Annotated in this window: 18 protein-coding genes; 7 read left to right on the top strand and 11 right to left on the bottom strand. The window is 33.6% G+C overall.

Annotated elements, in window-relative coordinates; genetic code table 11:
• Nucleotides 1-5: 5 nt before the first annotated feature.
• Together ABEG63_RS11230 and ABEG63_RS11225 are read left to right on the top strand one after the other, a co-directional pair.
• The gene (locus tag ABEG63_RS11230; RefSeq protein WP_346584830.1) at nt 6-497 is read left to right on the top strand and encodes an RNA polymerase sigma factor; all 492 of its coding nucleotides are present in this window, start codon (nt 6-8) and stop codon (nt 495-497) included.
• A 57-nt stretch (nt 498-554) separates the two neighbouring features.
• The gene (locus tag ABEG63_RS11225; protein ID WP_346584828.1) at nt 555-1,151 is read left to right on the top strand and encodes a hypothetical protein; all 597 of its coding nucleotides are present in this window, start codon (nt 555-557) and stop codon (nt 1,149-1,151) included.
• Nucleotides 1,152-1,180: 29 nt separating this feature from the next.
• On the opposite strand, the gene ABEG63_RS11220 is transcribed toward ABEG63_RS11225, so the two are convergent.
• Nucleotides 1,181-2,716: a S41 family peptidase gene (locus ABEG63_RS11220; protein WP_346584826.1), complete on the bottom strand. Its 1,536-nt coding sequence runs from the start codon at nt 2,714-2,716 to the stop codon at nt 1,181-1,183.
• A 166-nt stretch (nt 2,717-2,882) separates the two neighbouring features.
• Between ABEG63_RS11220 and ABEG63_RS11215 the strand changes: the two genes are divergently transcribed.
• Nucleotides 2,883-3,977: an MBL fold metallo-hydrolase gene (locus ABEG63_RS11215; protein WP_346584824.1), complete on the top strand. Its 1,095-nt coding sequence runs from the start codon at nt 2,883-2,885 to the stop codon at nt 3,975-3,977.
• A 1-nt stretch (nt 3,978) separates the two neighbouring features.
• Here the strand turns inward: ABEG63_RS11215 and ABEG63_RS11210 are convergent, their stop codons facing one another.
• A complete protein-coding gene (locus tag ABEG63_RS11210) occupies nt 3,979-4,266 on the bottom strand; it encodes a GNAT family N-acetyltransferase (protein WP_267402596.1) in 288 nt (95 codons plus the stop codon).
• Between the two features lie 286 nt (nt 4,267-4,552).
• On the opposite strand from ABEG63_RS11210, the gene ABEG63_RS11205 reads away from it, so the two are divergent.
• The 3 genes from ABEG63_RS11205 to ABEG63_RS11195 all read left to right on the top strand — a co-directional run bounded on the left by ABEG63_RS11205 (nt 4,553) and on the right by ABEG63_RS11195 (nt 7,204).
• Nucleotides 4,553-4,990 carry a hypothetical protein gene (locus ABEG63_RS11205; RefSeq protein ID WP_346584822.1) on the top strand — a complete coding sequence of 146 codons (438 nt, stop codon included), beginning with the start codon at nt 4,553-4,555 and terminating at the stop codon, nt 4,988-4,990.
• Between the two features lie 218 nt (nt 4,991-5,208).
• Nucleotides 5,209-6,114 (top strand): helix-turn-helix transcriptional regulator, encoded by a 906-nt coding sequence (locus tag ABEG63_RS11200; protein ID WP_346584821.1) that lies wholly within the window; start codon nt 5,209-5,211, stop codon nt 6,112-6,114.
• Nucleotides 6,115-6,202: 88 nt separating this feature from the next.
• The gene (locus tag ABEG63_RS11195) at nt 6,203-7,204 is read left to right on the top strand and encodes an aldo/keto reductase (RefSeq protein WP_346584820.1); all 1,002 of its coding nucleotides are present in this window, start codon (nt 6,203-6,205) and stop codon (nt 7,202-7,204) included.
• 184 nt (nt 7,205-7,388) lie between these two features.
• Here ABEG63_RS11195 and ABEG63_RS11190 read toward each other — a convergent pair whose 3' ends face one another.
• The 7 genes from ABEG63_RS11190 to ABEG63_RS11160 form a co-directional block, all read right to left on the bottom strand.
• On the bottom strand, nt 7,389-7,781 hold the full coding sequence (locus tag ABEG63_RS11190; RefSeq protein WP_312391014.1) for a DoxX family protein: 393 nt from the start codon (nt 7,779-7,781) through the stop codon (nt 7,389-7,391).
• Nucleotides 7,782-7,897: 116 nt separating this feature from the next.
• The gene (locus ABEG63_RS11185; protein WP_346584818.1) at nt 7,898-8,671 is read right to left on the bottom strand and encodes a DUF1223 domain-containing protein; all 774 of its coding nucleotides are present in this window, start codon (nt 8,669-8,671) and stop codon (nt 7,898-7,900) included.
• 141 nt (nt 8,672-8,812) lie between these two features.
• A complete protein-coding gene (locus ABEG63_RS11180) occupies nt 8,813-9,577 on the bottom strand; it encodes a LytTR family DNA-binding domain-containing protein (RefSeq protein ID WP_346584816.1) in 765 nt (254 codons plus the stop codon).
• A complete protein-coding gene (locus tag ABEG63_RS11175) occupies nt 9,558-10,574 on the bottom strand; it encodes a sensor histidine kinase (RefSeq protein WP_346584814.1) in 1,017 nt (338 codons plus the stop codon). The genes ABEG63_RS11180 and ABEG63_RS11175 overlap by 20 nt, the downstream gene beginning before the upstream one ends.
• A 212-nt stretch (nt 10,575-10,786) precedes the next feature.
• Nucleotides 10,787-11,227 (bottom strand): hypothetical protein, encoded by a 441-nt coding sequence (locus ABEG63_RS11170; protein ID WP_346584812.1) that lies wholly within the window; start codon nt 11,225-11,227, stop codon nt 10,787-10,789.
• Nucleotides 11,227-12,210 (bottom strand): heme-binding domain-containing protein, encoded by a 984-nt coding sequence (locus tag ABEG63_RS11165; protein ID WP_346584810.1) that lies wholly within the window; start codon nt 12,208-12,210, stop codon nt 11,227-11,229. The genes ABEG63_RS11170 and ABEG63_RS11165 overlap by 1 nt, the downstream gene beginning before the upstream one ends.
• Before the next feature lie 209 nt (nt 12,211-12,419).
• The gene (locus ABEG63_RS11160; protein ID WP_346584809.1) at nt 12,420-13,166 is read right to left on the bottom strand and encodes an SDR family oxidoreductase; all 747 of its coding nucleotides are present in this window, start codon (nt 13,164-13,166) and stop codon (nt 12,420-12,422) included.
• A gap of 103 nt (nt 13,167-13,269) precedes the next feature.
• Here ABEG63_RS11160 and ABEG63_RS11155 point away from each other — a divergent pair, with 103 nt between their 5' ends.
• The gene (locus tag ABEG63_RS11155) at nt 13,270-13,614 is read left to right on the top strand and encodes a helix-turn-helix domain-containing protein (RefSeq protein ID WP_346584807.1); all 345 of its coding nucleotides are present in this window, start codon (nt 13,270-13,272) and stop codon (nt 13,612-13,614) included.
• A 334-nt stretch (nt 13,615-13,948) separates the two neighbouring features.
• Here the strand turns inward: ABEG63_RS11155 and ABEG63_RS11150 are convergent, their stop codons facing one another.
• Complete coding sequence (locus tag ABEG63_RS11150; protein WP_346584805.1) at nt 13,949-16,168, bottom strand: NADP-dependent isocitrate dehydrogenase; 2,220 nt, start codon at nt 16,166-16,168, stop codon at nt 13,949-13,951.
• 106 nt (nt 16,169-16,274) lie between these two features.
• Complete coding sequence (locus ABEG63_RS11145; protein ID WP_346584804.1) at nt 16,275-17,399, bottom strand: hypothetical protein; 1,125 nt, start codon at nt 17,397-17,399, stop codon at nt 16,275-16,277.
• Nucleotides 17,400-17,403: the final 4 nt, after the last annotated feature.

Raw genomic sequence — 17,403 nt, 5'->3', positions numbered from 1 at the left:
CAGCCATGACCTTAGAACAAGAATTTTTAACTAAAATTGAACAGCATAAAGGAATCATTTTCAAGATTTCTAAGATGTATATGGATAATAAGGACGACCGGGATGATCTTTTTCAAGAGATTACGTTTCAGGTCTGGAAAGCGTATCCAAATTTCAAAGGTGAAAGTGAATTTTCTACATGGTTATACAGAATCGCATTAAATACGGCCATTATTTTCCTGAAATCTGAGAAAAAGAGAAGTTTTATAGGAAACGAAGATTTCACTAATTATAAGATTGTTCAAGACGAATATGATCATGAAAAAGAAGAGAAACTGGGCAAAATGTATGATGCTATTCATGAATTAAATCCCATCGATAAGGCTTTTATATTTTATTATCTCGAAGATTTTTCGGGAAAAGAAATTGCGGAACAGATGGGAATCTCGGAAGGAAATGTCCGCGTAAAAATGAATCGCGCCAAGAATAAATTGAAAGATATCTTAAACTCAAAATAAAAAAGTTTGGAATTTTTTTAATCTGAACTTCAATATTAACTTTTTAAATCAACAACAATGAATATAGACGAACTAAAAAATACCTGGAATGAGGATGATTCTCTTGAAGAAACTCCCGAAATCAGCATTGAACAGAAAAATAAGATCAATCTACCGCTAGAAAAAATACGTAAAAATATGCGGATGGAATTTTGGTCAACCGTTGGGATTTTTGTATTTGCTTTTGGTCTGATTGCTTTGTCTCCGGGACCTTTTAAGTTTAAATTTTACATCACGATTCTGGTTGCATCCATGGTTTTTGTAACGTTTTTCTTTTACAGTCAGTTTTTTAAGCTGTATAAAAATATGAGCGACACCATGATGAACACATCTGATAGTTTACGAAATCTGCTGCATCAGTTTGATCTCAATAAGCAGTATTACCTGTCATTTTACCTTTCCTTTGTACCGTTTTTGGTATGCGAAATCATTATTGTGCTTGAATTTATTCCGCGACCGATTCCTTTGTCAGATATTAAAATTGCAAGTATTTTGATTGGGACGATGGTTGTTGTGATGCCGCTATTATTTTTAGTGGGAAAATATTGGTTTAAAGCTTTTTACGGAAAATATATCAAGCAAATTGAAAATCTTTTGTTGGAATTGAAAAAATAGGGTTTCGGCGGACTGAAAGTCCGCCGAAACTATTTAACAGTATTCTCTTTTGCAATTTCTTTTTTCACCCATTCAAGCTGCGGATCTTTCTTTTCAATAATATCTTCCATCGTTTCAGTCACTGTAATATCAGGAGTTACCCCTTTTTTAGTATGGGTAAATTCAATATTGGGCTGCACCAAAAGAAGCCCAATCGGTAAATCAATTTTAGAATTCGGAAGTTTCTGATAAGAGTAAAATCCCGCAACAGTTCCGTCATTGGCGCCGCCTGTTTCTTCGCCCACCAAAAAAATTCGCTTATCATTTTTTAATTTTGAAGTAATAATTGATGAAGCGGAAAAACTGCCGCCATTAATCAAAACGAAAACCTTACCATTAAAAGCATTTTTATTAGGTTTTGTAGATTTATCTGCCTTCATTTTATAGTAAACTTTTCCGTCTTTTTTATAGGTGCTGAAAGCCTGACTGAAGAAAAAACTAGGATAAAAAATACTTTTTAAAGCATATTGAAACGGTTTACTTTTTCTAAAATAGTTTGTTTTTAAAGGGGTGATTTTGGAGGTAACCTGCGAGGGTTTAATTAAAACATAAGGTTCTGGAGCCAAATAGGAATACAAATTATTAATTTCCTCTAAAGAACCTCCATAATTATTTCGAACATCGATGATGAGGTATTTTGCATCTGATTTTTTAATGTTTTCAAAACTATTTTTATAAAATTTATCAGAATATTCCCTTGAAAAACTTTTCACTTTTATGTAAGCAATCGAGCTGTCTTTATCTAAAAATTTAAAATTTCTGTTATAAGAATTATCAAAAGCTACATAATCGTTTACTTTTTTCTCCTGAGTTCTTTTTTCCTGTTCTTTGTCTTTTGCCAGATCGGTTTTAGATTTTAATTCTCTTGTTAAAGTATACGTTTTTTTTTCACCTTTATAAAGGGTTTGAATGGTTGCTTTATCTTCAAAACCATTTTCTGCGGTATAAAAATTAAAGAATACATCTTTTAAAAAATAAGGCTGAAAAGTAGTATTAAATCCATCGCTGCTGATTAACGAATTATATTTTTTCATAAAATCAGCCACGGGAATAGTATTGATGGCTACTATTTCGGTTCCCGGTTTAATATTTTCTACAGAGTCTTTATTTTTAATGATATACAAATGCTCACCTTTTACATAATATTCAAATCGACTGAACATAGGCTTTTTAGTTTCCAGAACTTTTATTTCCTTTTTGGTAAATTTCCTTCGGGGAATTCGTAACGAAAGATGTCCTTCACGAACTTGCGCAATTACAGGTTGTAATTTAAAATAAAACTGAATTGGCGTTAAAGGTTGATCAATAGTTTGTTTCAGACTATCAAATTTATAATCCAAGTCCTTTTTAGAAATATACCAATAAAGTTGCGGATGAAGTTCTTTTAATTTTGAATGGGCAAAATCTACATCATCTTTAAGTTTTTCGGGCGAAATTAAAGAAGTAGTCTGTTCGTTATGCTTCCTCACCGATATACAGGAGGCAAGCGATAATGCGAACAATATCAGGATGTAATAATTTTTCAAGTCTTGGTTTTTTTTGAATTGCTAAGATAAAAAGTTTATCATTATAAGTTGAGTTTTAAGAAATAAAATCTTTTCAATTTTTATAAATTTAGTTAAAATTAAAGGCATTTTTATTTTAGTTCGTCATATATGATAATGTCATACATTTGATGTTCAATTAAAGAAAATGATCTATTTAGTTATTGCAGTCGTAGCGATTGTCTTGTTATATTTTATCATCACCGGTCAGCAGGTTTTCGGTGCAGAAGCAAAAGGAGAAAGATTGGAAAGAATGCAAAAATCAAAGCATTATAAGAACAACCAGTTTCAGAATTTAAGCCCTACACCGTCTATTGCAGAAGGATATAGCATGCCGAAAGTGATGTTTGATTTTATGGTGAAAAAGAAAGATCCGTTATTAAAACCTTTGCATAATATTCCTTCAATTCATACCGATTTGAAGAGCTTTTCAAAAGATCAGGATGTATTTATCTGGCTTGGGCATTCTTCATATTATATTCAGACTGATGGAGTTTCATTTTTAATTGATCCTGTGCTGAGTTTATATGGTTCTCCGTTTAAATTTTTCAACAAAGCTTTTTCGGGAGCTGATATTTTTAAGCCTGAAGATATTCCGAATATAGATTATCTGGTGATCACACACGATCATTATGACCATTTGGATTATCCCACAGTGAAAGCTATTAAAGATAGAGTAAAGAAAGTAATTTTACCATTGGGCGTTGGTGCTCATTTGGAAAGATGGGGCTATGAATATGAACAGTTAATTGAAGAAGAATGGGGTGGTGAGGCTATTTTAAAGAATAATCTGAAAATAACTTTTACTCCTGCAAGACATTTTTCCGGTCGAAAAGTGAAAAGAAATGTTACGCTTTGGACTTCCTATGTTTTGGAAACGCCTACAAAAAAACTATTCCTTGGAGGCGATAGCGGCTACGACACACATTTTAAAATGATGGGTGAAAAATACGGGCCTTTCGATTATGTTTTTATTGAAAACGGCCAATACAACGAAGCCTGGAAATACATTCACGGTCTTCCCGAGGATGTTATCCAGGCTTGTATAGATTTGAAATCAAAAAATGTTATTCCGGTTCACTCTTCCAAGTTTGCATTGGCTCTTCACGCATGGAATGAGCCATTGAAAAAGGTAACAAGCCTTGGAAAAGATAAAAATCTGAATATTTTAACCCCAATGATCGGTGAACCTGTTGATTTGAATAAATCAGACAATGTGTTCAGAATCTGGTGGGAAGATTAAACTATGCGTGCCAGATTTGTTTATATCTTGTCGGGTGATTTTCAAACTGTTGTCTTACAAAATCACACTCAGGATCTACTAATAAATCCTTTTCTTCAACATAACGCACCAGCTCATCGAGAAGCATTTTTGCATATCCTTGCCCTTCATGTTCTTCCTCGAGTTTTGTGTAGTAAACGATGAGCAATTTACCATCAATTTCTATGGACATATAACCTGCCTTTTTATCATCTATTAATAGCTGCAATTCATCTTGATAAGGTGATATTTCAAATTTTACATTTTCCATACGATTGAGATTTGATTGGTTAAACTTTGATTGTAAAAATCATTATCTCCTTTAAAATTACAAATTAAAATAATATAATGTATTAGTTTTCAGTAATATTTAACAGAATTTATATTCGTTTTAAATTATTTTGAGTACAAAAGATATAATTAAAAAAACTTTTTGAAAAATAATGACAAAGAATGTCAATTACTTACAAATTATTTAACAAATATTGGCAATAGGTACCACATCTTTGGCATTCTAATTGAAAATTCAACAGTAGTTTAATTTAAAATGAAGTGAAATGAAAAAGTTATTATTAACAGCAATGCTTGTCGGAACATTTGGTTTAACATATGCGCAATCAGATTATTATAACTATTATAACGATTATAGAAGGAGTATAACCGATGTCAATTGGCAAAGTGTAATTGCGGATTTGTTACTGTCAAAAACTCAGGCTAATGAAATTTATTCTTTGAACGACAGGTATCACGATTATAATTCATGGAATAAAGTCTATGTTAAAAATCCAGATCATTGGAGAGACGACCGATATGTGGAGCTTGAAAGAATTATGGGGCGTGAGAAATATTTAAAATTTAAAAATAAATATTACAAAGGTCAAAATCCGGTGGCAGTTTATAACCGAAACAACAATAATGGCAAAAAATATAAACATAATAACAAGAAAGCTTATGTTTATAAAGAAAAGCATGGCAAAGGACATGACCATCATTAATTCAACTATCAACTATACATTCAATTTTCAAACGGCTGGTCATTCGATCGGTCGTTTTGCTTTTTTTATTTAATCTGGTCTGTCATTTCGACGCAGGAGAGATTTAATATTCAAAATTGCCTAAACCTTCCATCATCCATCTTCCAGCCTCTGAATAATTTTATCCACTTTAATTATTTTCACATCATTGTTTTGTTTGAATTTTATAACTTTGAACTATGGATTCCAGAGAAACAATAAAAGGTTTTTATGAGCGAAATGCTCACAATCAAAATTTGATATCTGTAATAACACCTGGGGTAGGGCATTTCAATGTTTTTTCACGGGATTATTGCTCATCAATTACGCCTTATAGTCGAAGAGACTATTATAAAATTTCACTAATTATTGGAAAAGGAAAGCTTCATTACGCAGACAAATGGATCTATGTTGATCGGCCTGCTTTACTGTTTTCAAATCCTGTGATTCCGTATTCATGGGAAGCTGATAATGATGATCAGAAAGGTTTTTTTTGCCTTTTTACCGATCAGTTTTTGCATGCTGGCAGCCATTTGGGCATGCTTCCGGACTCGCCACTTTTCAAAATCGGAGGAACGCCGATCTTTTTTGTGAATGAATCTCAGCAGCAAATTATTTCAGATATTTTTATTAAAATGATGATTGAAATTCAGTCAGATTATCTGCATAAATACGACATGTTGCGTGCGTATCTTCATTTGTTGATTCATGAAACAATGAAAATGAACCCCGCAGAAAATTTTGAACCTTATCAAAACGCTTCTCAAAGAGTAGCTTCTTTATTTATGGAATTGCTTGAAAGGCAATTTCCTATCGACAGTCCGGATCGTTTTTTAAAGCTAAAAAGCCCTGTGGATTATGCGGAAAGTTTATCTATTCACGTTAATTCGCTTAATCGTTCTGTAAAAGAGATCACAGGAAAAACTACGAGTCAGCAGATTATTTCAAGGATTATTCAGGAAGCTCATGCCTTATTAAAACATACCGATTGGAATATTGTTGAAATTGCTTACGCATTAGGCTTCGAAGAACCGTCTTATTTCACCAATTATTTTAAAAAACAAACGGGAATGACACCAAATGCGGTTCGAGTTACGATTGTTTGATTTTTATAATTTTTTGTTTGAATTCTATATTATGATCCTTGCATTTCGGTTATAATTTTGTCCTATAAATTTTAAATCACAAGCTATCATGAAATTTAGAAAATTAGGAAATACAGGCGTGCAGTTATCTGCAATTGGATTAGGATGTATGGGAATGAGCTTTGCGTATGGCCCGACAGACGAGCAGGAAAGTATAAGCACTTTGCATAAAGCATTAGATTTAGGAGTGAACTTTCTTGATACCGCAGATATGTATGGAAACGGTGAAAATGAAAAACTGATCTCCAAAGTTTTGGTTCCGAATCGTGACAAAATTTTTATCGCAACCAAATTTGGGTTTAGATTTAAAGATGGAAAAGCCAGTCATAGCGGTGCTCCCGGCACTTATTTTGACGGTTCGCCGGAATGGATCAAAAAGGCAGTGGATTTAAGTCTTCAGAGACTACAAATTGATGAAATCGATTTGTATTATGCTCACAGAGTAGACCCGAATATTCCGGTTGAAGAAACAGTCGGTGCAATGGCAGATTTGGTGAAAGCCGGAAAAGTGAAATATTTAGGCTTATCGGAAGCTTCTCCTGCGTCTATCAGGAAAGCGAATAAAATTCATCCAATTACCGCTTTACAGTCAGAATATTCGTTATTAACGAAAGATATTGAAAGTGATATTTTGCCAACGATCAGAGAGTTGGGAATTACATTGGTTCCGTATTCTCCTTTGGCAAGAGGGCTTTTTTCAAATATCAATGATGTTCAGAATTTTGGTGACGAAGATTTCAGAAAGTCACTTCCTCGTTATCAGGAAGAATATTTGGAAAATAATAAAAATTTAGCCAGAGAACTTAATGATTTTGCTTCGTCAAAAGGAATAAAAGGAACTCAGTTAGCTTTAGCTTGGGTTTTGAATCAGGGTGAAGATATTATTCCGATTCCGGGAACAAAACGTATCAAATATCTTGAAGAAAATATTGCTGCGGTAAATGTAGTCCTTTCACAATCAGATTTAGAAACTATCGATACGATCTTAAAAAAGTATCCGAATGTGGGTGAAAGATATAGCGAAGGTTCTATGAAATTAGTGAATAATTAAAACAAAAAGGTTCTAGAGATTACGGAATTATTTTCTTGAATATTTCGAAAATTATTAAAATTTTCTACAGCCTTTTTTTAACAATAAATCCTCTCAATAAAATGAGAGGATTTATCTTTTTTAATATCAGGAATGCCTGAAAAGTTGTGTGCATTATAAAAGACGTGTGTATTTTATTTTTACTTTAAATTTCTCCAAAAATTAATTCTGGTGTATACAATTTTCTGAACATCAGGTAAGTAACTGAAAGAACTGTAAAGGCTACAATTGCGTCAATCGTTGCCGGAAAACCCAATACAGCAATTTTTGAAAAGAAGGCGAAAATAATATCAAAGAACATTCCCGCGAAAACCCATTCTTTCAATCGTAGTAATCGGTTGGGAACTAATAAAACCAAAATTCCTGATAATTTAAATACACCTAAAATATAGATAAAATGTGGTGGATAGCCTAACTGTCGTGTGATATCCCAAACTGCAGGATTTTTTGTCAGTTCAAAGAAACCGCTTGCTCCAAACCAAAGTGACATAAAAATTGCGCCTGACCAAAAGATGATTTTTGTTGTTTTTGTTTTCATTTTTTTATTGTTTTAAATTGTTAATTATTTTTTATTTTGAATATTTTTGATTAAAATATTTTGACATAGATGTCGTGAATGTTTTTCACTAATTTCTATGAATGTTATAATTGTGTTTAGAAAGAAGATTTTGTAGAACCCAAGATTTCTCCGGTTTTTACATTTTGAATCATTCCGATAATTTCCCAATTAGCAGGATTGAAGTTTTCCGGCAGTTTAAAGCGCGTTGCTCCTTCTGAAGAATTTTTTAATGAAATTTGATTTTGTTGATGAACAATTTGCCAATGAATCAAATGACGACCTTCATTTTCTCCTCTCTGCACATTAGTGGAAGATTTTTTTTCAATTAGAGTGATTAGTAATTTGTTTGAAGAATTATTTTCATCTGTTTTAAAATTAACATTGATTTCTTTCTCAGAAACTTTAGCAGACAAATCAATTTTAGCATTGTTAGAATTTAAAAAGGCAGTTTGAATTGCATTTTCTACTGCATTTCGGTCTGAACCTACAAACTCTTTTTTACCATTCACAATTAACTGAGGTGTATATACTTGTGATCGTAAAATCTGTGCATATTGTTGCTGTCGTTTCGAGTTTTCGATATTGCTGAATTTATCTTTCCAACCCAAATTATTCCAGTAATCAACATGATAAGCGAGAATATAAACGGGCTGACCCTGATATTGTTTTTCAATGTCACCCATCAATTGATCGGCGGGCGGACAGCTTGAACAGCCTTCGGAAGTAAACAGTTCTAAAACGGCAAAGCCTTGATTATTCGAAGTTAAATTTTGATGAATTTCTTCAGTTTTATCGGTACATGAAAAAGCTGAAACGGTGAACATAATGGCTACGAAAGCGGCGGTTCCTATTAGATTTTTAAGTATCATTTCTTTTAATTTGATTCAAAAGTAGATACCCTGAAGACGCAAAAGAATACAAAAAAGGTTCAACCGGACAATTTGTGAGGTGAACCTGTATTTTATAAACTTTAATTTTTTAGATGGAGAGTTGGAGTTGAAAGTTCGAGGTTAACGATCTTCCAGCCAAGTAAAGAAACTGTGGGATTTTTCTTTATTAATTAAAAGTTGCTCAGGAGTTTCAACGGTTAATTTAACCAAAATCTTTCGCTGAAAATAATGCTCCATTTCTTTAATTGCATTGAAATTTATGATGTATTGTCGGTTAACTCTGAAAAATTGTTTTTGAGAAACCTGTTCGGCAATTTGTCCTAATGTCTGTGTAAGCTGAAATTGCTGTTTATCGAAAGTCATCAAATGCGTAATTTCATTATGAATAAAGAAATACGCAATATTTTCCGTTGAAATGGTGGTGTACTTTTGATTTTTAAAAACTAAAAAACTAGATTTTGCCGTAGTTTGTGGTTGAGTAATTTTCTGTAAAAGAGCTTCGAGTTCCGGAAGTTCTGTTTTCTGAAAAAATTTCTTTAATTCTTCCACTTTTCGGAAAGCTTCGGCGATGTCGTCGCGTGAAAATGGTTTTAAAACATAATCTACCCCTTTACTTTTAAAGGCATCGAGCATATATTGATCGAAAGCGGTACAAAAAACAACTGGACAAGTAATTTCAACTTGCTTAAAAATTTCAAAGGAAAGTCCGTCTGATAAATGGATATCCATGAAAATAAGATCGGGTTTATTTTCTTTAAGCGCTTCAATGCTCATTTCTATGCTGTCGTAAACTCCCATGATTTTGGCTTCAGGTTTTAATTCTGCAATTAAATTCTGGAGAGATTTGGCTGCTCTGAATTCGTCTTCAATAATGATTATATTCATGGATAAAAGGTAGTTTTATTTGAAAGATTTTTTCGTTTGAATTAATTTCAATTTCCTGTTCAAGCAGGTGTTTGTATCGTAGTTTTACATTATCAAGTCCAATTCCTAATGAATCTTCAACGGTCATTTTTTTCTGAATTGGATTTTCAATGATCAATCTGTTTTCAGAATTATAAATCTTGATATGTAAAGGTTTGCTTTGTGAAACAATATTATGTTTAATGCAATTTTCAACTAATAATTGTAAAGTAAAAGGAGGAATTAATGTTTTTAAAACATCATCACTTAATTCTTTCGTAAGCGTAATTCCTTCACCAAAACGGGCTTTTTGTAGGAAAATATACGAATCAATAATTTTCATTTCTTCCTGCACGGTAATTAAATCCAGTTTTCTACTTTCCAATGTAAATCGGTAAAAATCAGAAAGTTTCATAATAAAGTCAACAGTCTCAGAATCATTGGTTTCTGCCATTGATTTTAAGGTGTTTAAACTGTTAAAAAGAAAATGTGGATTGATTTGCTGTTTTAATAATTCAAACTGAGCGCCAAGATTATCACTTTTTACTTTTTCCAATTCAAGCTGAACTTGTTGTCCTGCGTAATTATTTTGCAATAAAGTCAGAAACATATAACAGACAAGGTTGATCAAAATCCCGCGAACCTCGATCATTAGCATGGTTGGACCAAAATTGATATGTGATAAAATAAGTTGCTGAATCCAAGCCAGACCGAACATGATGATCATCCCGAAAGCCAAAACGACCATCAGTCTTGAATATGAAATATTTTGTCGTCTTTTTCCGGAATTTTGGTTCAGCATATAAATGTTGAGATACCACATAATAACAGAAAAAGCAGCTGTAATTGTCGAATTGACAACGGCTTCCTCCCAATTGAAAGCGTGAGAAGCCAGCTGTGGAACCGATGATAAAACTCCTAAGAAAATAGAACTTATCCAAATGACGGCTTGTGAAATTTTTATTTTTTGTTGCTGCATGACAACTGCGAATTTAAAGGTGTTAAGGTAGGTAAAATGCGTTAAATTTAATAGTGAATTGTGAATTTTGCTTAGTAAGTCGTAAGTCAATTGTAAATTTGTTAACTGAAAAAAATCACAAGTGAAAAGAATAGAGGATTCACTTTTCACTTTACAAAAATCCAGAGCCGATTTTCTCAACTCCGGATCTTCACATTTCACTTTTACTATTATTACGGTCTTACGACAGGTTTATAACTCATGATATATTTTATCCTTTCTTCTTTATTAGGTTGAATTTTTTCTTTTTCAGAAGAGTTTTTCACCGAATAAGAAATATTTCCTTTTTTATCTGCATTCATAGTTTCTACGCTTAATAATTCCCCTGTAATCGTTCCTCCGATGTATTGAGGATTTTCATGGTATTTCCAGGTGACTAATTTAAATTCAGAATTGGGTTTCGGTTGATTATTTTCATTAGTTAAAGATTCCAGCGCTTCCTGGTTTCCATACAAAGCAGATGAGGTTTCCTTTGTAGTATTTAATGAAGTCGAAATGAACTTTAAATTTTCGGGATCAAAAACAACACGATGTAAATCTTTATCCGGTTCGTCAATTTTACAGGCAGTGAATATGGCACAAATTGATACGATGATAAGCAATATTTTTTTCATTATTTCTGAAGGTTTTTAATTAATCTTTCGGTATTTACTTTCATGGGAACATCAAATAGATATCCTGTTTTTTCGGCTAATTGTCGGTGACAAGCGATGCATGATTCTTTTGCAAATGATGCTGTTTTGCCAGTAGGATGAAGATCGTTTCCTGAAAATTTTGCAAATCCCCAACCTTCGGTATCTGTATATTTTTTAGAATCTTTAACCATAAATTGTGCATTTACAAATTCTCCGGCTCTTACTTCTCCGTCCGCTAATTTTTCTTGTTTCCAAACAGATTTTACAACGATGCTTCCATCTGGCCACGGATGAAAATCTTCGGTTTCAATGGCTTTTACGGCAATATCATTTCCATAAATTACACGAACCGAATTATCAAAAAGAGTACTCATACTAATGACTCTCCAATTTTTATAATCGTCTGTATACTTTACGCCATTGGGAGAAACTGGAAATTTTGAAGATGTAGTATTTTCTTTAATATTGATATTTTGGTGAATATATTTAATTTCTTTTTTTGAAGGAACAGCACTGGAAAGAGAAAGTGTATATTTTTTAATCACTTCGATATCTTTTGCTGTAATTTTTGCAGATTGATGAAGCAATGTATATTCATGAAGCGGCATTTTTCCGCTTTGCATCATGTTGAGAATGGCGTACATATTTCCTTTATGTTCGCTGGGAGAATCTGTATATTCGGAAAAATTAAGAACTTCTCTCGCTCTTTTCACATCCTTGTCTACAGCCCATGAAATCGGAGCAATTTTATCGTACCAACTTAATTTTTGTTCGTTGGAATGACAACTGAAACATGAATTTTCCAAAATAGTTAAAACTTCGCGAGGTGCTTCGATCTTTCTTGTAACTGGTTTTCCTTCTAATGGCTTGTTGAAAAGTTGTAAAGTTCCAAAGATTATTAAAACCGCCAAGAATACTATGGCAATGGGTTTTACGTTTCTTTTTTTCTTTATTGAGTCCATAATAGTTGATTTTTTTTATGGATCAAAAGTAGGGGAGTGAAGGTAGTTTTGAAATCAGAAATTAGGTGAACCGGACAAATGGAAAGGTGAAAATGGAATTTTGAAGGATTAAGAAGAAAGGAAGCTGGATGCTGGAAGAGGGAAGTTTTTTCTGCATATTTAGCTTCCAGCTCCCATCATCCAGCTTCCATCCCAAAATTTACAGTTCTCTACAACAGCATTCCGCCGTCGATGACGATTTCGGTTCCTGTCATGAAACTTGAAACACGATCATCAGATAAGTAAACAACCAATTTTGCAACATCTTCTGCTGTTCCCATTTTTTTCAGAGGAATAAGGTCGATTAAATAATCATTTAAGCCGTTTAAGGTTGCTTCGTCTAATCCAGCTTTCGTCATTACCTCCGTTTTTGTCGGTCCCGGGCTTACCATATTTACACGGATTTTTCTCGGAGCTAATTCTGCCGCAGCCGTTTTTGCAATAGAATTTAAAGCTGCTTTACTTGCCTGATATGCTGAACTGTTAGGTTTGTAAGTTGATGCTACAATCGAAGACAGGAAAACGACAGAAGCACCATCATTCAATAATGGGATGAATTTACTCAAAGTAAAATAAGCTCCTCTAAAATTAATGTTCATCACACTGTCAAAATTTTCGACCGGCATATTTTCAATTGGAATTAAACCTCCAGTAATTCCTGCGTTGATAAATAAAATGTCAACTTTTCCGTATTTGTTTTCAACTTCGTTTTTTAATAAATCAATATCATCAAGATTTGCCTGATCCGCAACAAACGGTATTGCTCCCAATTCGTCTGCTGCTTTTTCAACGGCTTCTTTTCGTCTTCCGGTGATGATTACTTTTGCTCCTTCTTCGATTAATTCTTTTGCGGTTGCATATCCGATTCCGCTGTTTCCGCCAGTTACGATGGCTAATTTGTTATTAAACTTTTTCATTTCTTTAAAATTTTTGACAAAGTTATTTCAAATTGATATACTTTTGTAATCAGTATAACAGAGTATATCAGTATCATCAATTATATCATTTAACTTTGCAGACATGGAAAGAGATCAAACCGAAGAGCTTAGAGCATTGCAGGACACGCTTTATTTTATTGGAGGAAAGTGGAGAATTCCTGTTATTAATTCACTCTGCAACGGCAACAGACGTTTCCGTGAAATCGAAAGAAGTATCCCCGGAATTACAACAAGAATGCTTTCAAAAGAGTTGAAAGACATGGAATTAAATAAATTAGTTAAACGCAATGTTTATCCCGAAACTCCTGTTTTAATCGAATATGAAGCAACGGATTATTGCAGAACGTTTGGAAATATTATCAGTGAAATGATCAGTTGGGGTAGGGAACATCGAAGAGTGATTGTAGAGGATGGTTTTAAACACTAATGACGCGAATGTTTTAACGAGTATCATAAATTTGATTGTTTATTTTTTTAACCATTAAGAATATTTAAGTTGTTAAGGTTAATTAAGAAAAAATCAAATTGATTTTAATTAAACATCACGCTAAAAGCAAAGCTCATCTTAATATTCTAAATTTCTTAATTAAAATCTTAATGGTTTAAAATAAAGATTCCATAATAAAATAAACTTTATAACATTATTAAATTTAAATAGTGAAATATTCGTGAAAAATACTTGTGTCATTAGTGTTTAAGAAAGTTTTGAGCAAAAAAAGCCCCTTAAAAAAGGAGCTTTTCATTTATATCAAGATCGAAAATTAAATTCCGTCGATGATTTCATTTAAAACCGTACTTGGTCTCATAGCTGCATACGTTTTGTAAGTATCAGTTTTGAAGTAACCGTCAATTTGTTGTGGTTTCCCTTGAGCGCCAATTAATTCAGCATTGATTACTTCTTCGTTTTCATGCATTGCTTCTGCAACCGGAGCGAATTGTTTAGCTAAATCAGCATCAGCCGTTTGGTTTGCCAACGCTTCCGCCCAATACATTGCTAAATAGAAGTGAGAACCTCTGTTATCGATTTGTCCAACTTTTCTTGCAGGAGACTTGTCTGTCGCTAAGAATTTAGCATTTGCTTCGTCTAATGCATCAGCTAAGACCTGAGATTTTGTATTCCCTTGAGTTTGTGCCAAATGCTCTAAAGAAGCCTGTAAAGCCAAGAATTCACCTAGAGAATCCCATCTCAAATAACCTTCTTCGATGAACTGCTCAACGTGTTTTGGAGCAGAACCTCCAGCACCAGTTTCGAACAAACCACCACCATTCATTAATGGAACGATAGAAAGCATTTTAGCAGAAGTTCCAAGTTCAAGAATAGGGAAAAGATCCGTTAAATAATCTCTCAAAACATTTCCTGAAACAGAAATTGTATCTTTTCCTTCTCTAGCTCTTTGCAACGTTTCTGTCATTGCATCTTTTACGTCAAGAATTTTAATATCAAGACCGTTGGTATCGTGATCAGCTAAGTATTTTTCAACTTTTTTGATCATTTCTCTGTCGTGCGCTCTTCCTTTATCCAACCAGAAAATCGCAGGCGTATCAGATAATCTTGCTCTGTTTACTGCTAATTTTACCCAGTCCTGGATTGGTGCATCTTTCGTTTGACACATTCTGAAAATGTCACCTTTTTCTACTTTTTGAGAAAGAAGAACGTTTCCGTTTTCGTCCTGAACTTCAATTGTTCCTTCCGCAGAAGCCTGGAACGTTTTATCGTGAGAACCGTATTCTTCAGCTTTTTGAGCCATCAAACCAACGTTCGGAACAGAACCCATTGTTGTAGGATCTAATTTTCCGTGCGCTTTCATATCATCAATTACTGACTGGTAGAAACCTGCATAAGAACGGTCTGGAATGATACAAACTGTATCTTCTTCATTTCCATCTTTGTTCCACATTTTTCCTCCGCCTCTTACCAAAGCAGCCATAGAAGCATCAACAATGATATCAGAAGGAACGTGGAAATTAGTAATTCCTTTATCAGAATTTACCATTGCCACTCTTGGTCCGTTTGCCAAAGCAGTTTCAATATCAGCCTTGATTTCAGCTTCCTGAGCATTTCCTTTGATTTTATCGAAAAGATCTGCAAGACCGTTGTTTGGATTTATATCTAAAGACTTGAACGTTTCAGCATATTTAGTGAAAACTTCTTTGAAGAAAGTTTCTACGATCGCTCCGAAAATAATTGGATCAGAGATTTTCATCATCGTAGCCTTAAGATGAGCAGAAAGAAGTACGTTTCTGTTTTTAGCCTCATCAATTGCCTGCTGAACGAAAGCTTTCAATGAGTTTAAGTTCATTACAGAAGAATCAATAACTTCTCCAGCCTGAAGAGCCGCGAAATCTTTTAATTGAGTTTCAGAACCGTCATTTCCTTTGAAAACGATTTTGAATTTTGTAGCGTTTTCTACCGTTGTTGAAGTTTCAGTTCCGTAGAAATCTCCGCTTTCCATGTGAGCAACGTCAGTTTTGCTGTCTGAAGCCCAGTTACCCATTCTGTGAGGGTTTGCTTTTGCATAGTTTTTTACCGCTTTTGGAGCACGTCTGTCAGAATTTCCTTCTCTTAATACAGGGTTTACGGCACTTCCTAAAACTTTAGCATATTTAGCTTTAATTGCTTTTTCTTCATCATTTTTAGGTTCTGCAGGATAATTTGGAACTGAGAAACCTTTAGCCTGTAATTCAGCAATAGCAGCATCTAACTGAGGCGCTGAAGCTGAAATATTTGGTAATTTAATAATGTTTGCATCAGGTTGAGTAGCCAATTGACCCAATTCTGCCAATGCATCACCAATTTTTTGGTCATCTTTCAAAAATTCAGGGAAGTTTGCTAAAATTCTTCCTGCCAAAGAAATATCCGGAACTGCAATCTCGATATTTGCTGATTTTGTAAAAGCTTTTACAATCGGTAAAAACGAGTGTGTTGCCAACATTGGAGCCTCATCCGTAAGTGTGTAATAGATTTTTGATTTGTCTGACATTATAGTGTAATTTATTATTTGATTTTTTAAGACTCACAAATTTAGTGATTATGATTCTTTTTTCAACTTATTTTGCATAAAAAAAGAGGCTGTTGCCTCTTTAAATTTATATTTGGGTAATCGTGTAAGATCCGGTAGCATCAAAGTTGATGTTGAATTCTATTTTAAAGTTTTTTGGTGTTGATGTTAAATTGGGAATCATGATCGGGCTTCCTCCTACATCAAAATTTCCATCGCTTAAATTATCCCCTAAATATTCAGGACTTAAAAAAGTAGAAGCTGTAGAAGGTAAATAAATTCTGAATCCTGAAAAATTTGAAGATGTGACACCGTTTACCGTAACAGAAAATTTATTGGTAGAAGAATTATATGTTACAGGAGACGTTGAAATCGAAGAATTATTAACTTCTATTTGTGGACTAATATTTTCCGTAAAGATCAAGGTTGTACTGTTTACTGGATAAAATATTGTAAAAACTCTATAAAATCCGTTTGATGCAATATTTAAAAAACTTCCATTGGGGGCTAAATAACCTTGCGAATCAGCTCCATAAACTTGTGAACCGTTACCTTGTGAGGCTATAAATTTTAGTTGGGTATTTGAAGGTAAATACTTGTATCCTATTCTTGTATCTGGCCCATTAACATTTCTTAATAATTCAGCATTAGAAGCATTAAAACTATTATACGAACCATATAAATACAAATTGGCAGGTATAGATGAATTGGAAGCAGATGTTGTAGGCAAGCTCAAAGCTCCGTTATCATTCACGTTCAAAGTATAAGCCGTTCCATTTGGAGAAGTAAGGATAATTCCCTGTCCTGCGCCTGTCACAACCGTTTTACTCACCTGAGCATAAGGAACACTCATCAATTGATTTACCCCTACATTTACATAATTAGAACCACCTTGAGGATCAAGTTCTACTTTTACAAATTTAGGATTACTTCCCCAGTTAATGGCTCCGAAACTCCCTGTTGAAGCTGTTCCCTGACCGATATTTAAATTAACCAAACCTTTAGAGTTGGTTGTTTTCGTATGAGTTTCAGAATAGAGAACATTTCCCGTTGCAGTATTGTCTAAAATACTAACTTTTAAAGATACATTTCCGTTTGAAATAGGTGCTCCTGAAGCATTGAAAGCAATCGTCTGATAGCTGAAAGCCTGCGGAACCTGCGCGCTTAATAAAGTTGCTAGAAATAATCCTATAGTAGCGTAAAGTTTTTTCATGATA

It is taken from the genome of Chryseobacterium sp. C39-AII1, from assembly GCF_039672645.1.
Lineage (GTDB): Bacteria > Bacteroidota > Bacteroidia > Flavobacteriales > Weeksellaceae > Chryseobacterium.
The sequence above is the reverse complement of the archived record's forward strand: the minus strand, read 5'-3'. Positions and strand labels throughout refer to the sequence as shown.